The organism is Streptomyces sp. NPDC052101 (genome assembly GCF_040680235.1).
Classification (GTDB): domain Bacteria; phylum Actinomycetota; class Actinomycetes; order Streptomycetales; family Streptomycetaceae; genus Streptomyces.
Genome location: NZ_JBFAWH010000027.1, coordinates 1 through 26,159 on the forward strand (window position 1 = coordinate 1; position 26,159 = coordinate 26,159).

At 70.9% G+C, this 26,159-nt stretch carries 21 protein-coding genes; 15 read left to right on the forward strand and 6 right to left on the reverse strand.

The annotated features are described in order from the left end of the window. The 3 genes from AB0L75_RS33755 to glgB all read left to right on the forward strand — a co-directional run. Window positions 1–231, forward strand: a 231-nt coding sequence (locus AB0L75_RS33755) for an alpha-glucosidase C-terminal domain-containing protein (RefSeq protein WP_365188816.1), incomplete at its 5' end; no start/stop codon positions are given. 88 nt (window positions 232–319) lie between these two features. Continuing rightward, entirely contained in the window at window positions 320–1,702 is a 1,383-nt protein-coding gene (locus AB0L75_RS33760; protein ID WP_365188819.1) for a maltokinase, read from the forward strand. 18 nt (window positions 1,703–1,720) lie between these two features. Continuing rightward, entirely contained in the window at window positions 1,721–3,943 is a 2,223-nt protein-coding gene (gene glgB / locus AB0L75_RS33765) for a 1,4-alpha-glucan branching enzyme (protein WP_365188821.1), read from the forward strand. Between the two features lie 48 nt (window positions 3,944–3,991). On the opposite strand, the gene AB0L75_RS33770 is transcribed toward glgB, so the two are convergent. Both AB0L75_RS33770 and AB0L75_RS33775 read right to left on the reverse strand, forming a co-directional pair. Beyond that, window positions 3,992–6,268, reverse strand: coding sequence for an ATP-dependent DNA helicase (locus AB0L75_RS33770; RefSeq protein WP_365188824.1), 2,277 nt, complete (start codon window positions 6,266–6,268; stop codon window positions 3,992–3,994). 138 nt (window positions 6,269–6,406) lie between these two features. After that, complete coding sequence (locus tag AB0L75_RS33775) at window positions 6,407–6,928, reverse strand: Lrp/AsnC family transcriptional regulator (protein WP_365188826.1); 522 nt, start codon at window positions 6,926–6,928, stop codon at window positions 6,407–6,409. A gap of 45 nt (window positions 6,929–6,973) precedes the next feature. Between AB0L75_RS33775 and AB0L75_RS33780 the strand changes: the two genes are divergently transcribed. Together AB0L75_RS33780 and AB0L75_RS33785 are read left to right on the forward strand one after the other, a co-directional pair. After that, window positions 6,974–7,882, forward strand: coding sequence for an NAD-dependent epimerase/dehydratase family protein (locus tag AB0L75_RS33780; RefSeq protein WP_365188829.1), 909 nt, complete (start codon window positions 6,974–6,976; stop codon window positions 7,880–7,882). 1 nt (window position 7,883) lies between these two features. Then, entirely contained in the window at window positions 7,884–8,759 is an 876-nt protein-coding gene (locus tag AB0L75_RS33785; protein WP_365188832.1) for an aldo/keto reductase, read from the forward strand. Window positions 8,760–8,801: 42 nt separating this feature from the next. Here AB0L75_RS33785 and AB0L75_RS33790 read toward each other — a convergent pair whose 3' ends face one another. Next, a complete protein-coding gene (locus AB0L75_RS33790; RefSeq protein WP_365188834.1) occupies window positions 8,802–9,566 on the reverse strand; it encodes a DUF2127 domain-containing protein in 765 nt (254 codons plus the stop codon). 109 nt (window positions 9,567–9,675) lie between these two features. Further along, window positions 9,676–11,349: an MFS transporter gene (locus tag AB0L75_RS33795; RefSeq protein WP_365188836.1), complete on the reverse strand. Its 1,674-nt coding sequence runs from the start codon at window positions 11,347–11,349 to the stop codon at window positions 9,676–9,678. A gap of 118 nt (window positions 11,350–11,467) precedes the next feature. On the opposite strand from AB0L75_RS33795, the gene AB0L75_RS33800 reads away from it, so the two are divergent. Next, window positions 11,468–12,091: a TetR/AcrR family transcriptional regulator gene (locus AB0L75_RS33800; RefSeq protein WP_365188839.1), complete on the forward strand. Its 624-nt coding sequence runs from the start codon at window positions 11,468–11,470 to the stop codon at window positions 12,089–12,091. Between the two features lie 86 nt (window positions 12,092–12,177). Here AB0L75_RS33800 and AB0L75_RS33805 read toward each other — a convergent pair whose 3' ends face one another. After that, the gene (locus AB0L75_RS33805; protein WP_365189038.1) at window positions 12,178–13,587 is read right to left on the reverse strand and encodes a cation:dicarboxylase symporter family transporter; all 1,410 of its coding nucleotides are present in this window, start codon (window positions 13,585–13,587) and stop codon (window positions 12,178–12,180) included. A gap of 141 nt (window positions 13,588–13,728) precedes the next feature. Here AB0L75_RS33805 and AB0L75_RS33810 point away from each other — a divergent pair, with 141 nt between their 5' ends. From AB0L75_RS33810 to AB0L75_RS33835, 6 genes are all read left to right on the forward strand, one after another. Beyond that, entirely contained in the window at window positions 13,729–15,357 is a 1,629-nt protein-coding gene (locus tag AB0L75_RS33810) for a sensor histidine kinase (protein ID WP_365188841.1), read from the forward strand. Next, on the forward strand, window positions 15,354–16,046 hold the full coding sequence (locus AB0L75_RS33815; RefSeq protein ID WP_365188843.1) for a response regulator: 693 nt from the start codon (window positions 15,354–15,356) through the stop codon (window positions 16,044–16,046). Before AB0L75_RS33810 ends, AB0L75_RS33815 begins: the two co-directional genes overlap by 4 nt. A gap of 128 nt (window positions 16,047–16,174) precedes the next feature. Next, window positions 16,175–17,548, forward strand: a complete 1,374-nt coding sequence (locus AB0L75_RS33820) for an extracellular solute-binding protein (RefSeq protein WP_365188845.1) — start codon at window positions 16,175–16,177, stop codon at window positions 17,546–17,548. Continuing rightward, window positions 17,545–18,402, forward strand: coding sequence for a sugar ABC transporter permease (locus AB0L75_RS33825; protein ID WP_365188847.1), 858 nt, complete (start codon window positions 17,545–17,547; stop codon window positions 18,400–18,402). The genes AB0L75_RS33820 and AB0L75_RS33825 overlap by 4 nt, the downstream gene beginning before the upstream one ends. Then, window positions 18,402–19,229 carry a carbohydrate ABC transporter permease gene (locus AB0L75_RS33830; protein WP_365188849.1) on the forward strand — a complete coding sequence of 276 codons (828 nt, stop codon included), beginning with the start codon at window positions 18,402–18,404 and terminating at the stop codon, window positions 19,227–19,229. The genes AB0L75_RS33825 and AB0L75_RS33830 overlap by 1 nt, the downstream gene beginning before the upstream one ends. A 138-nt stretch (window positions 19,230–19,367) precedes the next feature. Further along, window positions 19,368–20,057 (forward strand): helix-turn-helix transcriptional regulator, encoded by a 690-nt coding sequence (locus tag AB0L75_RS33835; protein WP_365188851.1) that lies wholly within the window; start codon window positions 19,368–19,370, stop codon window positions 20,055–20,057. On the opposite strand, the gene AB0L75_RS33840 is transcribed toward AB0L75_RS33835, so the two are convergent. Then, a complete protein-coding gene (locus tag AB0L75_RS33840) occupies window positions 20,054–21,079 on the reverse strand; it encodes an ATP-dependent 6-phosphofructokinase (RefSeq protein ID WP_365188854.1) in 1,026 nt (341 codons plus the stop codon). The two genes, AB0L75_RS33835 and AB0L75_RS33840, sit on opposite strands and share 4 nt — an antisense overlap. Window positions 21,080–21,279: 200 nt before the next feature. Between AB0L75_RS33840 and pta the strand changes: the two genes are divergently transcribed. The 3 genes from pta (at window position 21,280) to pyk (ending at window position 26,111) form a co-directional block, all read left to right on the forward strand. Next, on the forward strand, window positions 21,280–23,355 hold the full coding sequence (gene pta, locus AB0L75_RS33845) for a phosphate acetyltransferase (protein ID WP_365188856.1): 2,076 nt from the start codon (window positions 21,280–21,282) through the stop codon (window positions 23,353–23,355). A gap of 23 nt (window positions 23,356–23,378) precedes the next feature. Continuing rightward, window positions 23,379–24,599 carry an acetate kinase gene (locus tag AB0L75_RS33850; protein WP_365188858.1) on the forward strand — a complete coding sequence of 407 codons (1,221 nt, stop codon included), beginning with the start codon at window positions 23,379–23,381 and terminating at the stop codon, window positions 24,597–24,599. A gap of 84 nt (window positions 24,600–24,683) precedes the next feature. Continuing rightward, window positions 24,684–26,111, forward strand: a complete 1,428-nt coding sequence (gene pyk / locus AB0L75_RS33855) for a pyruvate kinase (protein ID WP_365188861.1) — start codon at window positions 24,684–24,686, stop codon at window positions 26,109–26,111. Window positions 26,112–26,159: the final 48 nt, after the last annotated feature.

The following is a 26,159-nucleotide window of genomic DNA, read 5'->3' on the forward strand; positions in this document are numbered from 1 at the left end:
CCCGCGGTCCTCGCCTTCCTCCGGGAGTTCGAGGACGACCTGGTGCTGTGCGTGCACAACTTCTCCCGCTTCGCACAGCCCACCGAGCTGGATCTCAGCCGGTTCAGCGGCCGGCACCCGGTCGAGCTGTTCGGCGGGGTCCGCTTCCCGGCGATCGGCGAGCTGCCGTATCTGCTCACCCTCGCGGGGCACGGCTTCTACTGGTTCCGGTTGCGCCGGGACGCGGCGTAGAACCGCTCCGGGCGGGCCGGTTTCCCCCGTCCCGCCCGGGGCACGCATCAGTAACACCCCGACGATCCGGGGAAAGGATGTGACGCCCATGGCGGACACGGTCACCCCTTCCGACAGCCCCCGTACGACCGGTCACCTCCTCGCTTCGCTCGATCCCCTGCTGCGCGAGTGGCTGCCCAGGCAGCGCTGGTTCGCCGGCAAGGGGCGCCCGGTCACCGGGTTCACACCCGTGGCCGCCACCGAACTGCTGCCGCCCGACGGCCGGTTGGGCCTCTACCATCTGCTGCTGCGCGTCCACCAGCCGTCCGCGCTGGGCGCCGAGCCGCACCCCGGGGACTGCTACCAGCTCCTCATAGGCGTGCGCGAGGCGCTGCCGCCCCGGCTCGCGCCCGCGCTGATCGGACATGTGGAGGACGGGCCGCTCGCCGGACGCACGGTGTACGAGGCCCTGTACGACCCCCGGCCCGCCGAAATGCTCCTGGAGGCCCTGCGCACCCAGGCCCGCATCGGCGGGCTGCGTTTCGAGCGGGACCCGCGCCACGAGATCCGCGACTCTCTCGTGGCCCGGCTGATGACCGCCGAGCAGTCCAACTCCTCGGTCGTCTACGGCGATACGTTCATCCTGAAGCTGCTGCGCCGGGTCGTGCCCGGCGTCAACCCCGACCTGGAGATCCCGCTGGCGCTGGCCCGCGAGGGCTGCCCCCGGGTGCCCGCGCCGACGGCCTGGCTGCACGCCGAGATCGACACCGAGCCGTACGTCCTGGCCGTGCTGCAGCCGTTCATCAGCGGGGCGAGCGACGGCTGGGAGCTGGCGCTGCGCGAGCTGGCCAAGGGCGAGGACTTCGCCGCCGAGGCGCGGGCGCTGGGCCGGGCCACCGCCGAGGTGCACACCGCGCTCGCCCGTGCCCTGCCGACGGCCACTCTCGGCCACGCCCAGCTGCGCTCGCTGGCCGACGGGATGACCGAGCGGCTGGCGGCGGCCGTCCAGGCGGTGCCCGGCCTGCGGCCGTACGAGAGCGGGCTGCGCGCGGCCTACCGGGCGCTGGCCTCACTCGCCGGCGACGACCGCACCTGGACCGCGCAGCGCATCCACGGCGATCTGCACCTCGGCCAGTGCCTGCGCTCGCCCTCCGGCGCCTGGTCGCTGATCGACTTCGAGGGCGAGCCGGCCCGGCCGCCGGCCGAACGGCGGCTGCCGCAGCCGCCGGTGCGGGACATCGCGGGCATGCTGCGCTCCTTCGACTACGCGGCCCACTCGGCGAGCCCGCCCGCGCCGGACTGGGCGCGCGTCTGCCGGGCCGCCTACTGCTGCGGGTACGCGGAGGTGACCGGCCGCGATCCACGCGCCGACGCCGCGCTGCTGCGGGCCTACGAGACCGACAAGGCGGTCTACGAGGTCGTCTACGAGGCCCGGCACCGGCCCGACTGGCTCCCCGTACCGCTCTCGGCGATCCGTCGCCTCGCCGCGTGAAGACCTGGAGGCTCGTCCGTGACGACCAAGAAGCCGGCCACCTCGCAGCACGCCCCGTCCGTACCGGTCTCCCCCGACGACCGTGAACGGCTGCTGCACGGCACCCACCACGACCCGCACTCCGTGCTGGGCGCCCACCCGGTGCCCGGAGGTGTCGCTCTCAGAGTCCTCCGGCCGTACGCGCTGTCCGTCGCGGTCGTCACCGGCGAGCTGCCGGTGGCGCTGCACGACGACGGCGACGGGTTCTTCTCGGGGCTGCTGCCCCTTGCGGGCGTGCCGGAGTACCGGCTGCGGGTGGCGTACGAGGGGACGGCCCTGGACACCGACGATCCCTACCGCTTTCTGCCCGCCCTCGGCGAGCTGGACCTGCATCTGATCGGCGAGGGCCGGCACGAGCAGCTGTGGCGGGCGCTCGGCGCGCAGGTCACCACCCATCAGGGCGTGCCCGGCACCCGGTTCGCGGTGTGGGCGCCGGATGCGCGGGGGGTGCGGATCGCGGGCGGCTTCAACTTCTGGGACGGGACGGGCTTTCCGATGCGCTCGCTGGGCTCCAGCGGGGTGTGGGAGCTGTTCGTGCCGGGGATCGGCGAGGGCGAGGCGTACAAGTTCGAGATCACCCGGCCGGACGGCTCGCACACGCTGCGCGCCGATCCGCTGGCCCGCCGTACGGAGGCACCGCCCGCCACCGCGTCGATCGTCACCGCCTCGCACCACGAGTGGGCCGACGGCCGGTGGATGGCGCACCGCGCCGACACCCCGGTGCACGAGGCCCCCTTCTCGGTGTACGAGGTCCACCTTCCCTCCTGGCGGCCGGGACTGACGTACCGGCAGCTCGCGGACCGGCTGCCGGCGTATGTGACGGAGATGGGCTTCACCCATGTGGAGCTGATGCCGGTCGCCGAGCATCCCTTCGGCGGCTCCTGGGGCTACCAGGTGACCGGCTTCTACGCGCCGACGGCCCGGCTCGGCACCCCGGACGACTTCAGGTACCTGGTGGACCGGCTGCACCAGGCCGGGATCGGCGTGCTGATGGACTGGGTGCCGGCGCACTTCCCGCGCGACGACTGGGCGCTGGCCGAGTTCGACGGGCGCCCGCTGTACGAGCACCACGATCCGCTGCGGGCCGCCCATCCCGACTGGGGCACCCTGGAGTTCGACTTCGGCCGCCGCGAGGTGCGCAACTTCCTGGTGGCGAACGCCGTGTACTGGTGCGAGGAGTTCCACATCGACGGCCTGCGCGTGGACGCGGTGGCCTCGATGCTCTACCTGGACTACTCGCGCGAGCAGGGCCAGTGGACGCCGAACGAGCACGGCGGCCGGGAGAACCTGGACGCGGTGGCCTTCCTGCAGGAGATGAACGCCACGGTGTACCGGCGCTGCCCGGGCGTGGTGACCATCGCCGAGGAGTCCACGGCCTGGGACGGCGTCACCCGCCCCACCCACCACAAGGGCCCGAGCGGTTTCGGGGGGCTCGGCTTCGGGCTGAAGTGGAACATGGGCTGGATGCACGACTCGCTGGAATACATGGCCCACGAGCCGGTGCACCGCAAGTACCACCACCACGAGATGACCTTCTCGATGGTCTACGCGTACAGCGAGAACTACGTCCTGCCGATCTCCCACGACGAGGTCGTGCACGGCAAGCGGGCCCTGGTGTCGAAGATGCCGGGCGACTGGTGGCAGCAGCGCGCCGACCACCGCGCCTACCTGGGCTTCATGTGGGCCCACCCGGGCAAGCAACTCCTCTTCATGGGCCAGGAGTTCGCCCAGGGCGCCGAGTGGTCCGAGACGCACGGCCCCGACTGGTGGCTGCTCGACCCGTCCTACGGCGCCGAGGCCGACCACCGGGGTGTACGGGATCTCGTACGGGACCTGAACGCGCTGTACCGGGCCACGCCGGCCCTGTGGCAGCGGGACGCCGATCCCGCGGGCTTCCAGTGGATCACCGGGGACGCGGCGGACGACAACGTCTTCGCGTTCCTGCGCCTCGACGCCGACGGCAGCCCGCTCCTCGCGATCTCCCATCTGTCCCCGGTGGTCCGCCACGACTACCGGCTCGGCGTCCCGGAGGACGTACCGGCCTGGCACGAGTCGTTGAACACGGACGCCGTGCGGTACGGCGGCGGCGGCGTCACCAACCCCGATGTCGTCAAACCGGAGCCCCGGGCCTGGCACGGCCGCCCGGCGAGCATCCGGCTGACCCTGCCGCCGCTGGCCACACTCTGGCTGAAGCCCGCCTGACCGTTCGGGTCACGCCGCCGTCCGCCTCACCGACCCGTACGACGACCGCTACACCCCGGTGGCGCCCTCGGCCAGCGCCCGCGGCAGCCGGCCGGTGTACAGCACCCCGAGCCGCTGGGTGGCCCGGGTCAGGGCGACATACAGGTCGCTGGTGCCGTAGCGGGCCGGTTCCACCACCAGGACCGAGTCGAATTCGAGGCCCTTGGCCTGGCGGGGGTCGAGCAGCACGACCGTACGGGTCAGGTCGGGCTCGGCACCCGCCGTGACCCCGTCCAGCCGGGCGGCCAGGGAGCGGTGCAGCTCGCGCGGGGCGATGACCGCGAGGCGGCCCTCGTCCGGGGTGAGTTCGGCGACCGCCTCGGCCACGGCGCCGGGAAGGTCGTCGGGCGCCTGGCGCACCCAGGGCCGTACCCCGGTCGAGCGGACCGAGCTGGGCGGTTCGAAGTCCGGGCGCTCCGCGCGGACCACGGCCGCGGCCAGCTCCATGATCTCGGCCGGGGTGCGGTAGTTGACGCCGAGCCGGGTGTGCTCCCAGCGGTCCTCGACATAGGGCGCGAGGATGTCCGCCCAGGAGCCGACACCGGCCGCCTCGGCGGTCTGCGCCGGGTCGCCGACCAGGGTCATCGAGCGGGTCGGGCTGCGCCGCATCAGCAGCCGCCAGGCCATCGGCGACAGCTCCTGCGCCTCGTCGACGATGATGTGCCCGAACGCCCAGGTGCGGTCGGCCGCGGCCCGCTCGGCCGCGCTGCGGTGGTCCGCCTCCTCCTGCCGCTCGGCGAACCGCTCGGCGTCGATGATGTCGTGCGCGGACAGCACCTCGGAGTCGTCGTCGTCCTTGTCCTCGAACTCGTAGGTCCGGGAGGCGTACGACACGTCCAGCACGCCCTGCGCGTAGGCGACCTGGGTCTCGCGCTCGCGCTCGGCGCGAGCCCGCGCCCACCGGTCGTCCTCGCCGAGGAGTTCGGCAGCCTCGTCCAGCAGGGGGACGTCGGCGACGGTCCAGGCGCGGGTCACCGGGCGCCGGATGGCGGCCGCGTCCGCGTCGTCGACGTACCCCTCCGGCTCCGCCAGGAAGTCGGCGACGAGGCGCTGCGGGGTGATCCTGGGCCACAACTGGTCGACGGCGGACCAGACTTCGGGGCTCTCGGCGAGTTCGTCGCGGATCTGGGTGACGTCGGAGGCGTCGAGCAGGCTGCCGCCGTCGTAGGGGTCGGTGCCGACGCGTTCGGCGTACAGCTCGGTGAGGGTGTTGAGGATGTAGCCCTCGAAGTGCTCGCGGGCGGCGTTGTGCGGCAGCTTGGCCGCGCGGGTGCGCTCACGGGCGACGCCGACGAGACCGTCGTCGAGCATCAGCACCTCGCGGTCGTGCTCGATCGCGATCACCGGGTCGGGCAGGGCCTGCCGGTCGCGTACGACGGCGGCGAGTACGTCGGCCATGTCGGCGCGGCCCTTCACGGCGGCCGCCTCGGGGGTGTCGGCGGCGGTCGCCTTCACCCCGGGGAACAGCTCGCCGACCGTGGCGAGCAGCACCCCGGTCTCGCCGAGCGAGGGCAGCACCTCGCCGATGTAGCCGAGGAAGGCGGGGTTGGGGCCGACGATCAGGACCGCCCGGCGGGCCAGCAGTTCCCGGTACTCGTAGAGCAGGAAGGCCGCGCGGTGCAGCGCGACCGCCGTCTTGCCCGTGCCCGGTCCGCCCTCGACGACCAGGACTCCGCGGTGCGGCGCCCGGATGATCTCGTCCTGCTCGGCCTGGATGGTCTGCACGATGTCGTTCATACGGCCGGTGCGCGCCGAGTTCAGCGCGGCCAGCAGCACGGCGTCGCCGCTCGGGTCCTCGTACCCGGTGCGGGTGGCGTCGCCGAGGTCGAGGATCTCGTCGTGCAGGGAGGTCACGGTCCGGCCCTGGGTGGTGATGTGCCGGCGCCGGCGCAGGCCCATCGGGGTGTGCCCGGTGGCCAGGTAGAAGGGGCGGGCGACCTCGGCCCGCCAGTCGATGAGGACCGGGGTGCGCTCGGCGTCGTCCTCGCGCAGCCCGATCCGGCCGATGCGATGGGCGGTGCCGTCGGCCAGGTCGATCCGGCCGAAGCAGAGCGAGCCGTCGACGGCGTTCAGCGCGGCGAGCAGCCCCGAGCGCTCGGCGACGAGGATGTCCCGCTCCAGCCGCGCCTGCATGGGCTTGTCGCCCTGGGCGAGCGCGTCCGTGACCGAGGTCGCGGCCGCGCCGCGCAGCACGTCCACGCGCGCGTACAGCCCGTCGATGAATTCCTGCTCGCCGCGCAATTCATCGTCCGGAAATTCGGTGTTCGACCAATCCGCGTTTGACAATTCCGCTCCCGCCCGGATATAGTGTGCTCGTTGAGCTTCTCCGCGACCTTTCTGAATTGAAGTCGCGAACCACTGAATATACGCACAGAAATCCCCCGAGCGCAATTGCTCAGGGGATTTTTTGGTTTGCCGTCGACGTCAGGGCGAGGCGGGCGGCAGGAGCGGTTTGCCGCTCACCGGCGAGGACAGCACGATCGACGTCGTCGTCCGGCCCAGCGCCGAGGTCCGCTCCAGGATCTCCTCCAGGTGCCCGGTGTCCTCGACGGCGACCCTGAGGATCCAGCAGTCCTCGCCGACCACGTGGTGCACCTCGGTGATCTCGGGGCGGTCGAGCAGCTCCAGGGTCCTCGGGTGCTTGAGGGTGTATCCGCCGTGCGGGCTCACCCGGATGAAGGCCTGGATGCCATAGCCGAGCCGGGCGGGCGCCACCCGGGCGCCGTACCCCTCGACCACACCGGCCCCCTCTAGCCGGCGCACCCGCTCGGCCACGGCGGCCGGGCTCAGGCTGACCCGGCGGCCCAGCTCGCTCAGCTTGATCCGCCCGTCCGTCTGCAGCAGCCGGAGGATCTCCCGGTCCACACCGTCGAACGCCACCCGCGTTTCGTCGGCGACAGCGCGCAGATGCCGTGCTTCTTTCGGCGCAGCGGCCGTATCTCCCATGTCTCCCCCTTCAGAACGCCCCATGGGGCCCGGAGAATTATGGTCATGAATAGGGCACGAGAGGTACTGGTCATCGGCGGCAGCCGCTACTTCGGCAAGCGGCTGATCACCCGGCTGCTGGCGGCGGGCGACCGGGTGACGGTCCTGAACCGGGGGTCGTCGGCGCCACCGCCGGGGGCGGCGCACCTGGTGGCCGACCGCGACGACGAGAAGGCGCTGGCCGAAGCGGTCGGCGCCCGCACCTTCGACGTCGTCATCGACCAGGTCTGCTACACCCCGCGCCAGGCGGAGATCGCCCGCCGGGTCTTCACGGGCCGCACCGGACGCTATGTCATGACGTCGACGGTGGAGGTGTACGAGCACGAGGACTCCCCGGTGCCGGTGCCGGAGAGCGCGGTCGACCCTGCTGCGGTCACCGTGGACCTGGAACTCCCCTGGGACGGACCGGAGTTCGTCGAGGCGCACTACGGCGAGGGCAAGCGGCAGGCCGAGGCGGTGTTCACGGGCTCCGGCCTCCCCTTCGCATCCGTTCGCGTGGCCCATGTGCTGGGCGGCGGCGACGACTTCACCAGCCGGCTGGAGCACTACGCCGACCGCATCCGCACCGGCGCGTCCATCGCCGCACCGCCGGTCGCGCACCCGGCGACGTACATCCACGTCGAGGAGATCGCCGACTTCCTGTTCTGGGCGGCGCACGCGGACTTCACCGGCCCGGTGAACGCCGCCTCCCACGGCCTGCTGACCCTGGACGAGCTGTGCACCGCGGTCGCCGCACAACTCCCTGAGGGCGAGGTCCGGTTCGAGGCGAGCGAGTCCGCCGCGCTCTCCCCCTTCGCCTTCCGCCGCCGCTACGGCATGGACAACTCCCGGGCCGAGCAGCTCGGTTTCACCTTCGGGGACGTACGGCAGTGGCTGCCGAAGGCCGTCGCCGAGACACTCGGAAAGGACCACTGACATGCGCTACCGCACTCTTGGCGGACTGAAGGTGAGCGCGGTCGGGCTCGGCGCCATGCCCCTGTCGATCGAGGGCCGGCCGGACGAGCAGCGGGCCCTGGCCACGGTCCACGCGGCGCTCGACGCGGGCGTGACCCTGCTGGACACCGCCGACTCCTACCACCTGCCCGGCCAGGACCCCGGCCACAACGAACTCCTCCTCGCCCGCGCCCTCGCGGCCTACGGCGGCGACACCGAGGGCGTCCTGGTGGCCACCAAGGGCGGCCGGGGCCGCCCGGCCGACGGCAGCTGGACGGTGACGGGCACGCCCCGGCACCTCAAGGCGGCCGCGGAGGCCTCCCTGCGGCGGCTCGGCACCGAGGCGATCGGCCTCTACCAGCTCCACAAGCCCGACCCCGCCGTCCCGTTCGAGGAGTCCGTCGGCGCCCTGCGCGACCTGCTCGACGAGGGCAAGATCCGCCTGGCGGGCCTGTCGAACGTGACCTCCGACCAGATCCTGCGGGCCCGCACGATCCTCGGCGACCGCCTGGTCTCGGTCCAGAACCGATACTCCCCCGAGGTCCGTGACAGCGACCCCGAGCTGCGGCTCTGCGCCGACCTGGGCCTGGCCTTCCTGCCGTGGAGCCCGCTCGGCGGGATCTCGCGCAGCTCGCTGGACGGCCCGTCGGGTCTGGCGGACGACGGCCGCTTCGCCGCCTTCCGCCACGTGGCACGGGAGCGTGGGGTGACCCCCCAGCAGATCTGCCTGGCCTGGCTGTCGTCCCTCGCGCCGGCCGTGATCCCTATCCCGGGCGCGAGCCGTCCCGAGACGATCCGGAACTCGGCGGGGGCCGCGGATCTGGTGCTGACGGAGGAGGAGCTGACGCGGCTGGCGTAGCCGTCGGCCAGGAGGTCGGCGGCGAGACCACCGGTGGCCGCGTCAGACGGGCACCCCCGCCGACTCCTCCACCTCCATCAGGGACGCGCTGTGCCGTTCCTCCTCGAAGGCCTTGCGGCCGCCCCGGAGGCCGAACAGGCGCTTGGCCACGGCGATGTAGAGGACCGCGAGGATGTTGAGGGCGAGCGTGGCGATCTTCAGATAGCTGACCTTCTCGGTGAGTTCGTAGATCTCCAGCGGGAGGAAGGCAGCCGTCGCGACCACCGTCAGATACTCCGCCCAGCGCTTGGCGTACCAGAGGCCGACCGCCTCGACCAGCTCGATCAGCGCGTAGACGAGGAGGAGGGCGGCGACCAGCAGCAGCGTGGAGTGCTTGTAGCCGAACGCCTTCTGGATGGAGCCGACGACCGGTGAGTGGTCGAGGTCGTAGTGGAAGTGCTTGAAGACCGGGCGGAAGACGTCCAGGTTCTCGTTGAAGAGCCGGCGCACCGCGTCCTGGCTGTTGCTGAACTTCCAGACGGCCACCGCGACGGCCACGATGAACACCCCGCGCACGGCCCGCTCGATGGCGAGGAAGCGCAGGATGAACAGGTCCCGCAGCACCTTGCCGCGCGGCACCAGCGGCGCCTCGTCGGCCGGTCCCGAGCCGTGCGGCTCGCCGAGCACGAAGTCACCGCAGCGCAGACAGCGCCAGACGTCCCCGAGCGCGGTCTCGGCGTGCAGCCGCAGCCGCAGCCGGGGGTCGTCGGGCGCGTAGGTCACATGTCCCTTGCGCGCGCAGGTCCGCCGGTCCCAGTCGATGCTCATCCCCCGTGCCTCCGTACACGTAACTGACTCACCCATACTGACGCCACGCACGAACGTGCCGTTCCGATTGGTCCGGAGCGGCACGTTAGTGGATGGGCGTGCGAAGTGGTCAGCCGGCCTGGCTCTCCACGAGTTCCTTCTCCTCGGTCTTCACCTCCGGCGCGGCCTTTTCACGGCGCGGCAGCAGAACCGCCACCAGGACCGTGCCGATGCCGAGGATCACCGCGCCGACCAGGCTGGTGTGCGCTACGGCGTCGGAGAAGGAGGAGCCGACCGCGTGGGCCATCTGCCGGGCGCCGGAGGCGAGTTCGGCGGCCTGCTGCCCCAGTTGTGCCGCCTGGTGCGGGTCCTTGGCCCCTGCCGCCTGCGCGGCCAGCGCGTGCGCCTTGTCGCCGATGCCCTGCGCGACGGCGTATCCGGCGCCGACCGAGTCCTGGGCGGTGTCCAGGGCGCTCGCCGGGAGCTTGCTGCCGGCGGTGGCGTCGCGCAGGTGGTTGCCGTACGACGTGGCGAGCAGCGAGCCGAGGATCGCGATGCCGAGCGAGCCGCCCAGCTCCAGCGAGGTGTCGTTGACCGCGCCGCCGACGCCCAGCTCGGACTCCGGGAAGGCGCCCATGATCGCGTCGGTGCAGGGCGAGAGGGCGAGGCCGATGGCGAGGCCCAGGATGATCAGGGGGGCCAGGAAGTCGGCGTACGTGGAGCCCGCGTCGACCTGGGTCAGCAGGGCGAGGGCGGTCGTGCCGCCGACCATGCCCGCCGTGACGGTCCACTTCATGCCGACGCGCGGGGTCAGGAATCCGGTGACGGCCGAGCCGACGAAGACCGCGCCGGCCAGCGGCAGCATCCGTACGCCGGTCTCCAGGGCGTCGTAGCCGAGGACGAACTGCAGGTGCTGGGTCAGGTAGTAGAAGGCGCCGAAGACGGCCAGGAAGAACAGGGCCACGGCGAGGTTGGAGCCCGCGAAGCGGCGCTGCGTGAAGCGGCGGACGTCCAGGATCGGGCGGGGGTGGCGCAGCTCCCAGAGGACGAAGGCGACCAGGCCGACGCCCGCGACCACCGCCGCCGTGACGGCCTTCACGCCCCAGCCGAAGTGCGGGCCCTCGATGATCATGTAGATCAGCGAGCCGGTCCAGATCACCGACAGCAGTCCGCCGACGTAGTCGATGCGGTCGTGGTGACCGGCCTTGGACGGCGGGATGAGCACGAGGGCGGCGATGATCGCCACGGCCGCGATGGGCACGTTGATCAGGAAGGTCGAGGACCAGCCGTGGTCGCGCAGCAGCGCGCCCGCGACCACGGGACCCGCGGCGATGGCGAGGCCGGCCGTCGCCGTCCACAGGGTGATCGCCTTGGCCCGCTCCGCGCGCGGGAAGGTCGCGGCGAGCAGGGAGAGCGTGGCGGGCATGATCAGCGCCGCGCCGACGCCCATCACGGCACGGGCCGCGATGACGGTGGCCGCGCTGTCGGCGAGGTACCCGAAGACGGCGCCGCCGCCGAAGACGAGGAGACCGAGGACGAGTGCGCCGCGCCGGCTGTACTTGTCGCCGATCGCGCCGAGCAGCAGCATCAGCGCCGCGTAGGGGACGGTGTAGCCGTCGATCACCCATTGCAGGTCGGCGCTGGAGAGCCCGAGGTCCCGGGTCATGTCGGGTGCGGCGACGGTGAGGGCGGTGTTCGCCATCACGATGACCAGCAGGCTCAGGCAGAGCACGAGCAGTGCCCACCAGCGCCGGGCGTACGGGCGCTCCATCTTCTCGACCGGTTCGGTCATGACGAGTCGCATGGCAGGGGTCGCCTTCCTCGGGTGCGCGACAGTGCTTGCACAGTGGCGTGCAATTGCACAACCATGTGCAATGTACGCCGTTGCACAGTGCCGTGCAACTCGGGAAAGGACGTGCAGAATGACTGCCATGACCACGGGTAACCCCAGCCGCGCCGACGCCAACCGGCGCCGCATCCTCGACGTCGCCCTCGCCGAGCTGCTGCGCGACCCCGACGCCTCCATGGACCAGATCGCGCGCGCCGCGGGGGTCGTACGGCGGACGGTGTACGGCCACTTCCCCAGCCGCGAGGCACTGATCAGCACCCTTGTCGACGAGGCGGTGCAGGCGCTGACCGACGCGGACGCCACGGTGCGCGAGGGGGTCGAGGACCCGGCGGAGGCGGTGGCCCGATCGGTCCTCGCCATCTGGGAGACAGCCGACCGCTACCGGCTGCTGATCGCCCTGGCCCAGCGCACGGTCACCGTCCAGGGCATCCGCGAACGCCTCGCACCGCTGCGGGCGACGAAGATCAGGCTGCTCCAACGCGGCCTGGACCAGGGCGTGTTCGCCTCCGCACTGCCCGCGCCGGCGCTGGCGTATGTCCATGAACAGACGGTGTTCGCGGTGATGGAGGCGGTGAACGACGGGCTGCTGACAGCACAGGAGGCGGGCCGCTCGGCCACGGTCACGGTGCTGACCGCCTCGGGCGTGCCCGCCTCGACGGCCACGGCACTGGTGGCCGAGGTGAGTGCGGAGTCCTAGCAGGGGTTTTCCAGAGAGCGTCGCGGAGACAGCCGGATGCCCGGCCCCGGTTCAGGCGGGGCCGGACATCCGGAGCTTGTGCGGGGTCAGGCCTTGGCCAGCTCCTCTTCCCTCGGCTCGGGCACCTCGGTGACCGTCTCCTGGCCCTCGTCCATCAGGGTCGTCTCGTCGAACGGCAGCTCTCCGGCGAGGACCTGCCGCACCCGCTCCTTGTCGATCTCCTTGGTCCAGGTGCCGACCAGCACCGTGGCCACCGCGTTGCCCGCGAAGTTGGTCAGCGCGCGCGCCTCGCTCATGAAGCGGTCGATACCGACGATCAGGCCGACGCCGTCGACCAGCGCGGGCTTGTGCGACTGCAGGCCGCCGGCCAGGGTGGCGAGACCGGCGCCGCTGACGCCCGCCGCGCCCTTGGACGCCAGCAGCAGGAACAGCAGAAGGGGGATCTGCTCACCGACCGACATCGGCGTGCCCAGCGCGTCCGCGATGTACAGCGACGCCATGGTCATGTAGATCATCGTGCCGTCGAGATTGAAGGAGTAACCGGTCGGCACGGTGATGCCGACGACCGGCTTGCTGACGCCCAGGTGCTCCATCTTCGCGATCAGCCGCGGCAGCGCGGACTCGGAGGAGGAGGTGGACAGGATCAGCAGGAACTCCCGCGCCAGGTACTTGAGCAGCGAGAAGACGTTCAGTCCCGCGACGATCCGCAGAATCGCGCCGAGCACGACGAAGACGAACAGCACACAGGTGACGTAGAAACCGAGCATCAGCACGACGAGGCTCTTGAGCGCGGCGACGCCGGCCGAGCCGGTCACGGCCGCGATCGCGCCGAACGCGCCGATCGGCGCGGCCCACATGACCATCGACAGGATGCGGAAGACGAGCCGCTGGATGTGCTCGATGCCACGCAGCACCGGCTGCCCGACCGAGCCCATGGACTGCAGCGCGAACCCGGCGAGCAGGGCCACCAGCAGCGTCTGGAGGACCGACTGCCCGGTGAAGGCGGAGACGAACGTGGTCGGGATGATCGACAGCACGAACTCGACGGGCGGCAGCGCTTCGGTGGACACCTGGGCGTGGCCGGACTGCTTGATCGCGTTCGTCAGGTGCAGCCCGTCACCCGGGTGCAGCACATTGCCGACGACGAGCCCGATGGCCAGCGCGACGAGCGACATCACGAGGAAGTAGCCGAGGGCGATACCGCCGACGGCACCGACCTTGGCGGCCTTCCGTACGGACCCGATGCCGAGCACGATCGTGCAGAAGATGATCGGCGAGATCATCATCTTGATCAGGTTCACGAAACCGGTACCGAGCGGTTTCAGCTGGACCGCGGCATCGGGCCAGATGAGACCCACGGCGATGCCGAGCGCGACGGCCGCGATGACCGCGATGTACAGGTAATGGGTGCGGTCCCGTTTCACACGGGGTGCGGCAGGTGCCGTATCGGGGGTGCTGGCGGCCACGGCTGCCCTCCTTGACGTCTTCGTCGGCATCACCGGCGTGCGGCTCACGTCCGGGGGTTGTGGGGGTGTGGGGGATGCCGTGACTATCTCCCGCCCTGTGAGGGCGGTCACCCTTCCGTTCATTTAGTTCACGCTTAACCGGCGAGACATGCGAAGAGGCACACTGCAGGCATGCGCGTCCCCCGTCTCCCCCGGCCCCGCAGCCTGGCCGGCCAGCTGTTCGCCATGCAGGCCGTGCTGATCGCGCTGGTCGTGGCCGGATACGCGCTGTTCACCTACGTCAGCGACCGGCGCCAGGCCGAGGACGCGGCGGTCCGCCAGGTCACCGCGGTGGCCCGCTCCATCGCGGACGCGCCCTCGGTCCGCTCGGCGATCCGCACCTCCGACCCCTCGGCCGCACTGGAGCCGTACGCCCTGCAGGTCATGCGGGACACGGACGTCGACTTCGTCACGATCATGAACCCGGAGGGGATCCGCTGGACCCACCCCGACCGGAAACAGATCGGCAAACGCTTCCTCGGCCGTATCGCCCCCGCCCTGCACGGCCGCACCTTCACCGAGACCTACACCGGCACCCTCGGGCCCTCCGTCCGCGCGGTGACCCCGGTCGAGGAGAACGGCCACGTCATCGGCCTGGTCAGCGCCGGGATCAAGGTGGAGGAGATCAGCGCCCGGGTCCAGGACCAGGTCACGGCGCTGCTCGGGGTGGCCGGCGGCACGCTGCTGCTGGGCGCGGTCGGCACCTATGTCGTCAACGCCCGGCTGCGCCGCCACACCCACGGCATGAACGCCACCGAGCTGAGCCGGATGCACGACTACCACCAGGCGGCGCTGCACGCGGTCCGCGAGGGCCTGCTGATGCTGGACGGGCAGTACAGGGTGGCGCTGATCAACGACGGCGGGCGGGAGTTGCTGGGGGTCGGCGCCGAGGACGACGTGATCGGCCGCTCGGTCGCCGACCTCGGCCTTCCGGCCCCGCTGACCGGGGCGCTGCTGTCCTCGCAGCCCCGGGTGGACGAGGTGCATCTGACGGCGTCCCGGGTCCTGGTGGTGAACACCTCCCCGGTGTCCGGCGGAGAGCACCGCGGCACCGTCGCCACCCTCCGCGATGTCACCGAACTCCAGTCCCTGATGGGCGAGTTGGACTCGGAACGCGGATTCACCCAGGCGCTGCGCTCCCAGGCGCACGAGGCCGCCAACCGGCTGCACACCGTGGTGTCGCTGATCGAGCTGGGCCGGGCCGAGGAGGCGGTGGCGTTCGCGACGGCGGAACTGGAGCTGGCCCAGGCCCTGACCGACCAGGTGGTCGCGGCGGTCGGCGAGCCGGTGCTCGCGGCCCTGCTGCTCGGCAAGACGGCCCAGGCCAACGAGCGGGGCGTGGAACTGGTGGTGTCCCCGGACAGCCGGCTCGACGACGGTCTGCTGCCCGAGGGCCTGTCCGCGCGGGACCTCGTCACCATCCTCGGCAACCTGATCGACAACGCGGTGGACGCGGCGCAGGGCAGTGCGGGGGCGCGGGTGACCGTGACGGCGTACGCCGCGGACGCCGAACTGGTGCTCCGGGTGTCCGACACGGGCCCCGGTGTCGACCCGGACCACGCCGACCTGGTATTCCAGCGGGGGTTCTCGACGAAGCCGGCCGGGCCCGGCGGCCGGGGCCTCGGGCTGGCCCTGGTCCGGCAGGCGGTGACCCGCCACGAGGGCACGTTGACGGTGGCGGAGTCCGACGAGGATGGCGAGGGCGGAGCGGTGTTCGAGGTGCGGTTGCCGCTGCGGTCGGCGGTGGGAGACGGCAGATGACGCGAGAACAGCAGCCGATCCGCGTCCTCGTGGTCGAGGACGATCCGGTGGCCGCCGACGCCCATGTGCTGTACGTCGGCCGGGTGCCGGGCTTCGTCGCGGTCGGCAAGGCACACACGGGCGCTCAGGCGCGCCGTGTCCTGGACCGTACGGCCGTCGATCTGCTGCTGCTCGACCTGCACCTCCCCGACGTCCACGGCCTGCAGTTCGCCCGGTCCCTGCGCGCGGCCGGCCATCACGCGGACGTCATAGCGGTGACCTCGGCCCGCGATCTGGCCATGGTGCGGGAGGGCGTCTCGCTGGGCGTGGTCCAGTACGTCCTGAAGCCCTTCACCTTCGCCACGCTCCGGGACCGCCTGGTCCGCTACGCCGAGTTCCACGCGGCGGCGGGCGAGGCGAGCGGCCAGGACGAGGTGGACCGGGCGCTGGCCTCGCTGCGGGCGCCGTCGCCCGCGGCGCTGCCGAAGGGGCTCAGCGCGCCCACGCTGGAGCGGGTGACGGGGGCCGTCCGGGAGGCGGCCGAGGGGATCACCGCGGCGGGGGTGGCCGAGGCGGTCGGCATCTCCCGCATCACCGCGCGCCGCTACCTGGAACACCTGGTCGACGCGGGCCGGGCCGCGCGGAGCCCGCAGTACGGGCAGGTGGGGCGGCCGGAGCTGGTGTACCGGTGGGTTCCGCAGGGGCGGTGAGCGGGTGGACGGCGCCGGCAGGATCCGCGTACTCCAATTGCGCGCACACGCATTGACCTGACTAGACCACTCCTCTTACCTTCGCACGGCAACCACCTGGCCACGTAGAAGTGCGCTCGCAGGAGGTCATGCCCGTGCGCCCCACCGCCGCCCTCTCCGCCCTCCTCACCGCCGCCCTCGCCGCCACCGCACTCACCGCGTGCGGCTCTGGGTCCGGCAGCGGCCCGAACACGCTGAAGGTGTCGTACAAGCAGTCGACCGACAACTCGGTCAAGGTGATGGACACCTATCTCGCCGGGATCAAGAAGGAGTTCGAGAAGAAGTACCCCGGCAAGAAGGTCGAGTTCGTGCCGATCAAGGCCCCCGACTCGGAGTACTACACCAAGGTCCAGCAGATGATGCGCTCGCCGAGGACCGCGCCGGACCTGGTCTACGAGGACACCTTCCTCATCAACTCCGACATCACCAGCGGGTACTTGAAGCCGCTCGACCCGTACCTGGCGAAGTGGCCGGACTGGGGACAGTTCATCGGCACCGCGAAGGCGTCGGCCAGAGGGGAGGACGGGAAGACGTACGGCGTGCCGGACGGGACCGACACCCGCGGGCTGTGGTTCGACAAGCGGGTGTTCAGGAAGGCCGGGCTGCCGGTGAACTGGCAGCCGAGGACCTGGGCCGACGTCCTCGCCGCGGCCCGCACCATCAAGCAGAAGGTGCCCGGTGTCACCCCGATCAACGTCTACACCGGCAAGCCGGCCGGTGAGCGGGCCACCATGCAGGGGTTCGAGATGCTCCTGTACGGCACGGGCGACGGCACGACCGATCCGCTCTACGACAGCGGCAGCAAGAAGTGGATCGCCGGGAGCCAGGGCTTCACGGACTCGCTGAAGTTCGTCGAGACCGTCTACAAGGAGAAGCTCGGCCCGGACGTCTCCGACGCCCTCGATCCCAACTTCGCCACCACCGTCTGGGGCGAGCTGCTCCCCCAGGGCAAGATCGGCATCGACCTCGACGGCTCCTGGCTTCCGCAGACATGGCTCCCCGGCAGCGGCCACGAGTGGCCCGACTGGTCCGGGCAACTGGGCCTCGCCTACATGCCCACGCAGGCCGGCCAGGCGCCGGGCAAGGTGAGCATGTCCGGCGGCTGGACCTGGGCGATCCCGGCCAAGGCGGGCCACCCGGACCTCGCCTTCGACTTCATCAGGACGATGCAGACCGAGGCGAACGCCAGGAAGTGGTACATCGCCAACTCCGGCATCTCGGTGCGCAAGGACGTCGCGAAGGACCCGTCGTACGCCACCGCCCAGCCCGGCATCAGGTTCTTCACCGACCTGGTCTCCGCCACGCACTACCGGCCCGCGTATCCGGCGTACCCGAAGGTGTCGACCGCGATCCAGGAGGCGATGGAGGGCGTGACGACCGGCGACACCTCGGCCCAGAAGGCGGCGAGTGCGTACGACTCGGCGCTGAAGGACGTGACCGGCGGCCAAGTGATCCAGAAATGAGGCGGCGGATCACCCGGGCCCTCCCGCTCGCCCCCGCCGTCGTCCTGCTGCTGCTCTTCCTCGCCGGACCGATCGCCTACTGCGTCTACATCGCCTTCACCGACCTGCAGTTGACGGGCCAGGCGCACTCCTCGTTCGTCGGGTTCGCCAACTTCCGCCGCGCGTTCCAGGACGACGCGTTCCTGAACGCCGTCTGGCTGACCCTGGTGTTCACCCTGCTGTCCTCGCTCGTCGGGCAGAACACCCTGGGGCTCGCCCTGGCCGCGCTGATGAAGCGGGCCTCCCGGCCGGTGCGCACCCTCACCGGCGGGGTCGTGATCACGGCGTGGGTGCTGCCGGAGGTGGTGGCCGGGTTCCTGCTGTACGCCTTCTTCCGGCGCGAGGGGACGCTCGACGCGATCCTGGACTGGCTCCGTCTGCCGCGCCAGAACTGGCTGTTCACGCTGCCGATCCTCGCCGTGTCCTTCGCCAACGTCTGGCGCGGCACGGCGTTCTCGATGCTCGTCTACTCCGCCGCCCTCGACGAGATACCGAGCGAGATCACCGAGGCGGCGGAGGTGGACGGGGCCGGCGGGTGGCGGCGGATGTGGCACATCACCCTGCCGATGATCCGGCGGTCCATCGGCACCAATCTCATGCTCAACACCCTGCAGACGCTGTCCGTGTTCGGGCTGATCTGGGTGATGACCCGGGGCGGGCCCGGGAACAGGAGCCAGACCCTGCCGCTGTTCATGTACGAGCAGGCCTTCCAGAACAGCATGATCGGCTACGGCACCGCGGTCGCCCTGCTTCTGCTGCTCGTCGGGTCCCTGTTCTCGGTCGTCTATCTCCGGCTCCTGCGGACGGAGGTCTGATGCCCCGCAAGCGCGCCTCCCGCCGGTTCGCCGCCGACATCTGTCTGCTGGGCCTGGCCGTCGTCTTCGCGCTGCCCCTCGCCTGGGTGGTGCTGTCCTGTGTGGATCCGCACGCCGATCTGCGGGTCAGGGTCCCGGACGGGTTCACCCTGGACAACTTCGACGCGATCCTGACCCCGGACATCACCTACACACCGCTGCTGAACAGCCTGATCCTGTGCGGCGGCGGCACCGCGCTGACCGTCGTCTGCGCCGCGCTCGCCGCGTATCCGCTCTCCCGTTTCCGCTCCCAGCTCAACCGCCCGTTCCTGCTGACGATCCTGTTCGCGACGAGCCTGCCGATCACCGCGATCATGGTGCCGGTGTACGCGCTGTTCGTGCGGGTGAACCTGATCGACACCCTGCAGGGCACGATCTTCTTCTTCGCCGCCTCCCAGCTCCCGTTCGCCGTCTGGCTGATGAAGAACTTCATGGACGGGGTGCCGAGGGAGCTGGAGGAGGCGGCCTGGACGGACGGGGCGTCCTCGCTGCAGTCCCTGGTCCGGATCGTGCTGCCGTTGATGGGGCCGGGGCTCGCCGTCGTCACCGTGTTCTCGTTCGTGATGATGTGGGGGAACTTCTTCGTCCCCTTCATGCTGCTGCTCACCCCGGACCAGATGCCGGCCTCGGTCAGCATCAACGACTTCTTCGGCAACCGGGGCATGGTGGCCTACGGGCAGCTCGCCGCGTTCTCCGTGATCTATTCGACGCCGGTGATCCTGCTCTACGTGCTGGTGGCCCGCAGACTGGGCGGTGGTTTCGCGCTGGGCGGGGCGGTGAAGGGGTAACGGTGGGTAACCCCAGGTGACAGACCTGACACCGAGTGCCACGACGATCGGAGCGATCTAGACGTACGAATCTACGATGGGTGATCTCGTTCGAACGGACCGTAGTCAGCGCGGGAGAGCGCCCCTAGCTTGTGCGGGGTGCGCCAACCCTCAGCTCCTCCGTTCAACGCTCCGGCGGCCCGCAGACTGCGTGCCGCGCTCGGCATGGGCCCCGAGCATGTCGCCTACGGCATGCGGGCCTCGTACGGCCTGCCCTACGTCACACCCGATCTGGTGATCGCCTGGGAACGCGGCTCCATGGTCCCCGGCCACCCGGAACTCACCGCGCTGGCCGGCGTGCTGTGGTGCTCTCCGGGCGAACTCCTCAGCCGGCCGCAGACCCTGCGCGAGCACCGCATCGCCCGCGCCGTCGCACCCGAGGACATCGCCCACGCCGTCGACATGGACCTGCGCAGCTATCTGCGCATGGAGGAGAGCGGGCAGTGGCGGGGCAACGAGCGCCAGTCGGCCGCGCTCGCCCGGGCGCTGGATCTCACCCTGCCCGACTTCGTCACCGTCACCGGCCGCGAGGTGAAGCTCACCGAGCTGCTGCACAGCGCGGTGACCACCCGCTGGCAGGCCTACGTGCGTCCGGTGGCGAAGCTGGCGCCCGTGGACCGCGGCGTCCTGGAGGACGTCCTGCGGGAGCTGCACGAGGACTACCAGGGCCACATGGCCGCCACCCTCAGCTGGGGCGGCGGCAGCAAGGAGTCCAGCGAGTCCGGCAGGGAGTTCCTCGACCGGATCGTGGCGGACTTCTGGGCGAGGGTGCAGGACGCGGCGGCCTAGAAGACCGACTCGGCCTCGTCCATGCGGTCCTTCGGCACCGTCTTCAGCTCGGTGACCGCCTCCGCGAGCGGCACCATCACGATGTCGGTGCCGCGCAGCGCGGTCATCCGGCCGAACTCGCCGCGGTGCGCGGCCTCGACGGCGTGCCAGCCGAAGCGGGTGGCGAGGACACGGTCGTAGGCGGTCGGAACGCCGCCGCGCTGGACGTGGCCGAGGATGACCGGCTTGGCCTCCTTGCCGAGGCGCCGCTCCAGCTCGTACGCGAGCGCCGTGCCGATGCCCTGGAAGCGCTCGTGGCCGTACTGGTCGATCTCGCCCTTGCCGTAGTCCATGGTGCCCTCGGCGGGGTGGGCGCCCTCGGCGACGCAGATGACGGCGAACTTCTTGCCGCGGGAGAAGCGCTCCTCGACCATCTTGACCAGGTGGGCGGGGTCGAAGGGCCGCTCGGGCAGGCAGATGCCGTGGGCGCCGGCGGCCATGCCGGACTCCAGGGCGATCCAGCCGGCGTGCCGGCCCATGACCTCGACGACCATCACGCGCTGGTGGGACTCGGCGGTCGTCTTCAGGCGGTCCATCGCCTCGGTGGCGACGCCGACGGCCGTGTCGAAGCCGAAGGTGCGGTCGGTGGAGGAGATGTCGTTGTCGATGGTCTTGGGGACGCCGACGACCGGGAGGCCCGCGTCGGAGAGCATGCGGGCCGCGGTCAGCGTGCCCTCGCCGCCGATCGGGATCAGGGCGTCGATGCCGAACTCCTCGACCATGTCGGCGGCGCCCTCGCAGGCCTCGCGCAGCCGGTCGCGCTCCAGCCGGGAGGAGCCGAGGATGGTGCCGCCGCGGGCCAGGATGCCGCTGACCGCGTCCAGGTCGAGGCCGGTGTAGTGGCGGTCGAGCAGACCCCGGTAGCCGTCCTCGAAGCCGATGACCTCGTCGCCGTACTGCGCCACCGCCCGGTGCACGACCGACCGGATCACGGCGTTCAGGCCGGGGCAGTCGCCGCCTGCGGTGAGAACTCCGATGCGCATCGTGCTGTGTCTCCTGCTCGCTGTCGGTGCCGGTGAGCCAGTGTCGATTGTTCCACGTCCACCGGGACGCTGAGGCACTTGACGGGCGCCTTATCCGGGGCCAGGGGTATTGTCAAGAGGGTTCTGCTCACCTTGGTGAGCGATTTTTATGCCGAAGACGCGATATTCAACCCATATGAGATGAAGAACGGAGTCGACGCGTGACGCGCAGCGTGTACGTGACCGGGATCGACCGCGGTGACGGCCGCCAGGTCGTGGAGCTGGGAGTCATGGAACTGCTGACCCGGCAGGTGGACCGGGTGGGCGTCTTCCGTCCCCTCGTGCACGACGGTCCCGATCGACTGTTCGAGCTGCTGCGGTCGCGCTACCGCCTCTCGCAGGACCCGGCGACCGTCTACGGCATGGACTACCACGAGGCGTCCGCGCTCCAGGCCGAGCAGGGCACCGACGAGCTGGTCTCGGCGCTGGTCGACCGTTTCCACCTGGTGGCCCGCGACTACGACGTCGTCCTCGTCCTCGGCACCGACTTCGCCGACACCCAGCTGCCGGACGAGCTGTCCCTGAACGCCCGCCTCGCCAACGAGTTCGGCGCCTCCGTGATCCCGGTGGTCGGCGGCCGCAAGCAGACCGCCGAGTCCGTGCTGGCGGAGACCCGCAACGCGTACCGCGCCTACGACGGCCTCGGCTGCGACGTGCTCGCCATGGCCGTCAACCGGGTGGCCCGCGAGGACCGCGACCTGATCGCCGAGCGGCTCGGCGCCCGGATGCCGGTGCCCTGCTACGTCCTGCCCGACGAGCCCGCGCTGTCCGCGCCGACCGTCTCCCAGATCGCCCACGCCCTGGACGCCAAGGTCCTGCTCGGCGACGACTCGGGCCTCGCCCGGGACGCGCTGGACTTCGTGTTCGGCGGCGCGATGCTGCCGAAGCTGCTCGCCGCCCTGACCCCCGGCTGCCTGGTCGTCACCCCGGGCGACCGCGCCGACCTGGTCGTCGGCTCGCTGGCCGCGCACAGCGCCGGCACCCCGCCGATAGCCGGTGTGCTGCTCACCCTGAACGAGGTGCCGACCGAGGAGATCCTCACCCTCGCCGCCCGGCTCGCCCCGGGCACACCGGTCCTGTCCGTGACCGGCAACAGCTTCCCCACCGCCGAGCAGCTCTTCTCGCTGGAGGGGAAGATGACCGCGGCCACCCCGCGCAAGGCGGAGACCGCGCTCGGCCTGTTCGAGCGGTACGCCGACACCGCCGGCCTGGCCCGCCGGGTCTCGGCGCCGAGCAGCGACCGGGTCACCCCGATGATGTTCGAGCACAAGCTGCTGGAACAGGCCCGCTCCGACAAACGCAGGGTCGTCCTGCCGGAGGGCACCGAGCCGCGGGTGCTGCACGCGGCCGAGGTGCTGCTGCGCCGCGGCGTCTGCGACCTGACCCTGCTCGGGCCCGAGGACCAGATCCGCAAGAAGGCCGCCGACCTCGGCATCGACCTCGGCGACACCCAGCTGATCGACCCGGCCACCGCCGAACTGCGGGACTCCTTCGCCGAGAAGTACGCGGCGCTGCGCGCCCACAAGGGCGTCACGGTCGAGCTGGCCTACGACGTCGTCTCGGACGTCAACTACTTCGGCACCCTGATGGTCCAGGAGGGCCTGGCCGACGGCATGGTCTCCGGGTCCGTGCACTCGACCGCGGCCACCATCCGCCCGGCCTTCGAGATCATCAAGACCAGGCCCGAGTCCTCGATCGTCTCGTCCGTCTTCTTCATGTGCCTGGCCGACAAGGTGCTGGTCTACGGCGACTGCGCGGTCAACCCGGACCCGAACGCGCAGGCGCTCGCGGACATCGCCATCCAGTCGGCGTCCACGGCCGCGCAGTTCGGCGTGGAGCCCAGGATCGCCATGCTGTCGTACTCCACCGGCACCTCCGGCTCGGGCGCCGACGTCGACAAGGTGCGCGAGGCCACCGAGCTGGCGCGCTCGCGCCGGACCGACCTGAAGATCGAGGGGCCGATCCAGTACGACGCGGCCGTGGAGCCGTCGGTCGCGGCCACCAAGCTGCCGGACTCCGATGTCGCCGGGCAGGCGACGGTTCTGATCTTCCCGGACCTCAATACGGGCAACAACACGTACAAGGCCGTGCAGCGTTCGGCCGGCGCCATCGCCGTCGGCCCGGTCCTGCAGGGTCTGCGCAAGCCGGTCAACGACCTGTCCCGGGGCGCTCTTGTCCAAGACATCGTCAACACCGTCGCCATCACGGCCATCCAGGCCCAGACGCCCGCCAACTGACCACAGAGAGCAATAGATTCACCGTGACAGAGACTCGCGCGGCCAGCCGCGTCCTCGTCCTCAACTCCGGCTCCTCGTCGGTGAAGTACCAGCTCCTCGACATGCGCGACGCCGGCCGGCTCGCCGCCGGCCTGGTGGAGCGCATCGGCGAGCAGACCTCCCGGCTCAAGCACACCTGCCTCACCACGGGTGAGACCCGTGAGCACACCGGGCCGATCGCCGACCACGACTCCGCCCTCAAGGCGGTCGCCGAGGAGCTGGCCCGGGACGGCCTCGGCCTCGACTCGCCGGAGCTGGCCGCGATCGGGCACCGGGTGGTGCACGGCGGCATGTTCTTCACCGAGCCGACCGTCATCGACGACGAGGTGCTCGCCGAGATCGAGCGGCTGATCCCGGTCGCCCCGCTGCACAACCCGGCCAACCTGACCGGCATCCGCACCGCCCGGGCGCTCCGCCCCGACCTGCCCCAGGTCGCCGTCTTCGACACCGCGTTCCACACGACGATGCCGGAGTCCGCGGCGCGCTACGCGATCGACCCGAAGATCGCCGACCGGCACCGCATCCGCCGCTACGGCTTCCACGGCACCTCGCACGCCTATGTCTCGCGGGAGACCGCGAGGCTGCTGGGCAAGGACCCGTCCGAGGTCAACGTCATCGTGCTGCACCTGGGCAACGGCGCCTCCGCGTCCGCGGTGGCCGGGGGCCGGTGCGTGGACACCTCCATGGGGCTGACGCCTCTGGAGGGGCTGGTGATGGGTACGCGCTCCGGCGATCTGGATCCCGCCGTCATCTTCCATTTGGCGCGGGTTGGCGGAATGTCCATGGACGAGATCGACACTCTTCTCAACAAGAGGAGCGGCCTGTTCGGTCTGTGCGGGGACAACGACATGCGGGAGATCCGCCGCCGGATCGACGAGGGGGACGAAGAGGCCGCTCTCGCGTTCGACATTTACATTCACCGGCTCAAGAAGTACATCGGCGCCTATTACGCCGTCCTCGGACAGGTGGACGCGATCGCGTTCACGGCCGGGGTCGGCGAGAACGCGGCGCCCGTGCGGGAGGCGGCGATCGCGGGCCTCGAGGGCCTCGGCCTCGCGGTCGACCCGGGGCTGAACGCGGTGCGGGCGGACCGGGCCCGTCTCGTCTCGCCACAGGGTGCGCGGGTGGCGGTGGCCGTGGTGCCGACGGATGAAGAACTGGAGATCGCGACGCAGACCTACGCACTGGTCGGAAAGAACAACTGAATAGCACCTGAGCGGTGTGCCACTCATTTGTATCTTCCGCCAGACGGAATATTCCGTAGCGAAACAAACCGATAGGATCGCCCCATGCGCCGTTCGAAAATCGTCTGTACTCTCGGCCCCGCGGTCGACTCCCACGAGATGCTCGTCGCCATGATCGAGGCGGGCATGAATGTGGCCCGGTTCAACTTCAGCCACAGCACCCACGCCGAGCACCAGGCGCGGTACGACCGCCTCCGTGCCGCCGCCAAGGAGACCGGCCGGGCCATCGGTGTCCTCGCCGACCTGCAGGGCCCGAAGATCCGCCTGGAGACCTTCGCCGAGGGTCCGGTCGAGCTGGAGCGCGGTGACGAGTTCGTCATCACGATCGAGGACGTGCCGGGCGACAGGCACATCTGCGGTACGACGTACAAGGGGCTGCCGGGCGACGTCTCGCGCGGCGACCAGGTCCTGATCAACGACGGCAACGTCGAGCTGAAGGTCCTGGACGTCGAGGGCCCGCGGGTGAAGACCATCGTCATCGAGGGCGGTGTCGTCTCCGACCACAAGGGCATCAACCTGCCCGGCGCGGCCGTCAACGTGCCCGCGCTCAGCGAGAAGGACATCGAGGACCTGCGCTTCGCCCTCCGCATGGGCTGCGACATGGTCGCCCTGTCCTTCGTCCGCGACGCCAAGGACGTACAGGACGTCCACCGCGTGATGGACGAGGAGGGCCGCCGGGTCCCGGTGATCGCCAAGGTGGAGAAGCCGCAGGCGGTCGAGAACATGGAGGAGGTCGTCGCGGCGTTCGACGCCGTCATGGTGGCCCGTGGCGACCTCGCCGTCGAGTACCCGCTGGAGAAGGTCCCGATGGTGCAGAAGCGCCTGGTGGAGATGTGCCGGCGCAACGCCAAGCCGGTGATCGTGGCGACCCAGATGATGGAGTCGATGATCACCAACTCCCGGCCGACCCGCGCCGAGGCCTCCGACGTGGCCAACGCGATCCTGGACGGCGCCGACGCGGTCATGCTGTCGGCCGAGTCGAGCGTGGGCGCCTACCCGGTCGAGACGGTCAAGACCATGTCGAAGATCGTCGCGGCGGCCGAGCAGGAGCTGCTCTCCAAGGGCCTGCAGCCGCTGGTGCCGGGCAAGAAGCCGCGCACGCAGGGTGGTTCGGTGGCCCGCGCGGCCTGCGAGATCGCCGACTTCCTCGGCGGCAAGGGCCTGATCGCCTTCACCCAGTCCGGCGACACGGCCCGCCGTCTGTCCCGCTACCGCGCGGCCCAGCCGATCCTCGCCTTCACCACCGACGAGGGCACCCGCAACCAGCTGACCCTCAGCTGGGGTGTGGAGCCCCACGTCGTGCCGTTCGTGAACAGCACCGACGAGATGGTGGACATGGTCGACCAGGAGCTGGCCAAGCTGGGCCGCTTCAACCCCGGTGACGTGGTGATCATCACCGCCGGCTCGCCTCCCGGCGTCCCCGGCACCACCAACATGGTCCGCGTCCACCACCTGGGCGCGCAGGCCAACTGACAAGCCCGGCAAGGGCCTTGGACGGCACTGAGGGCGCCCCCTGGACCA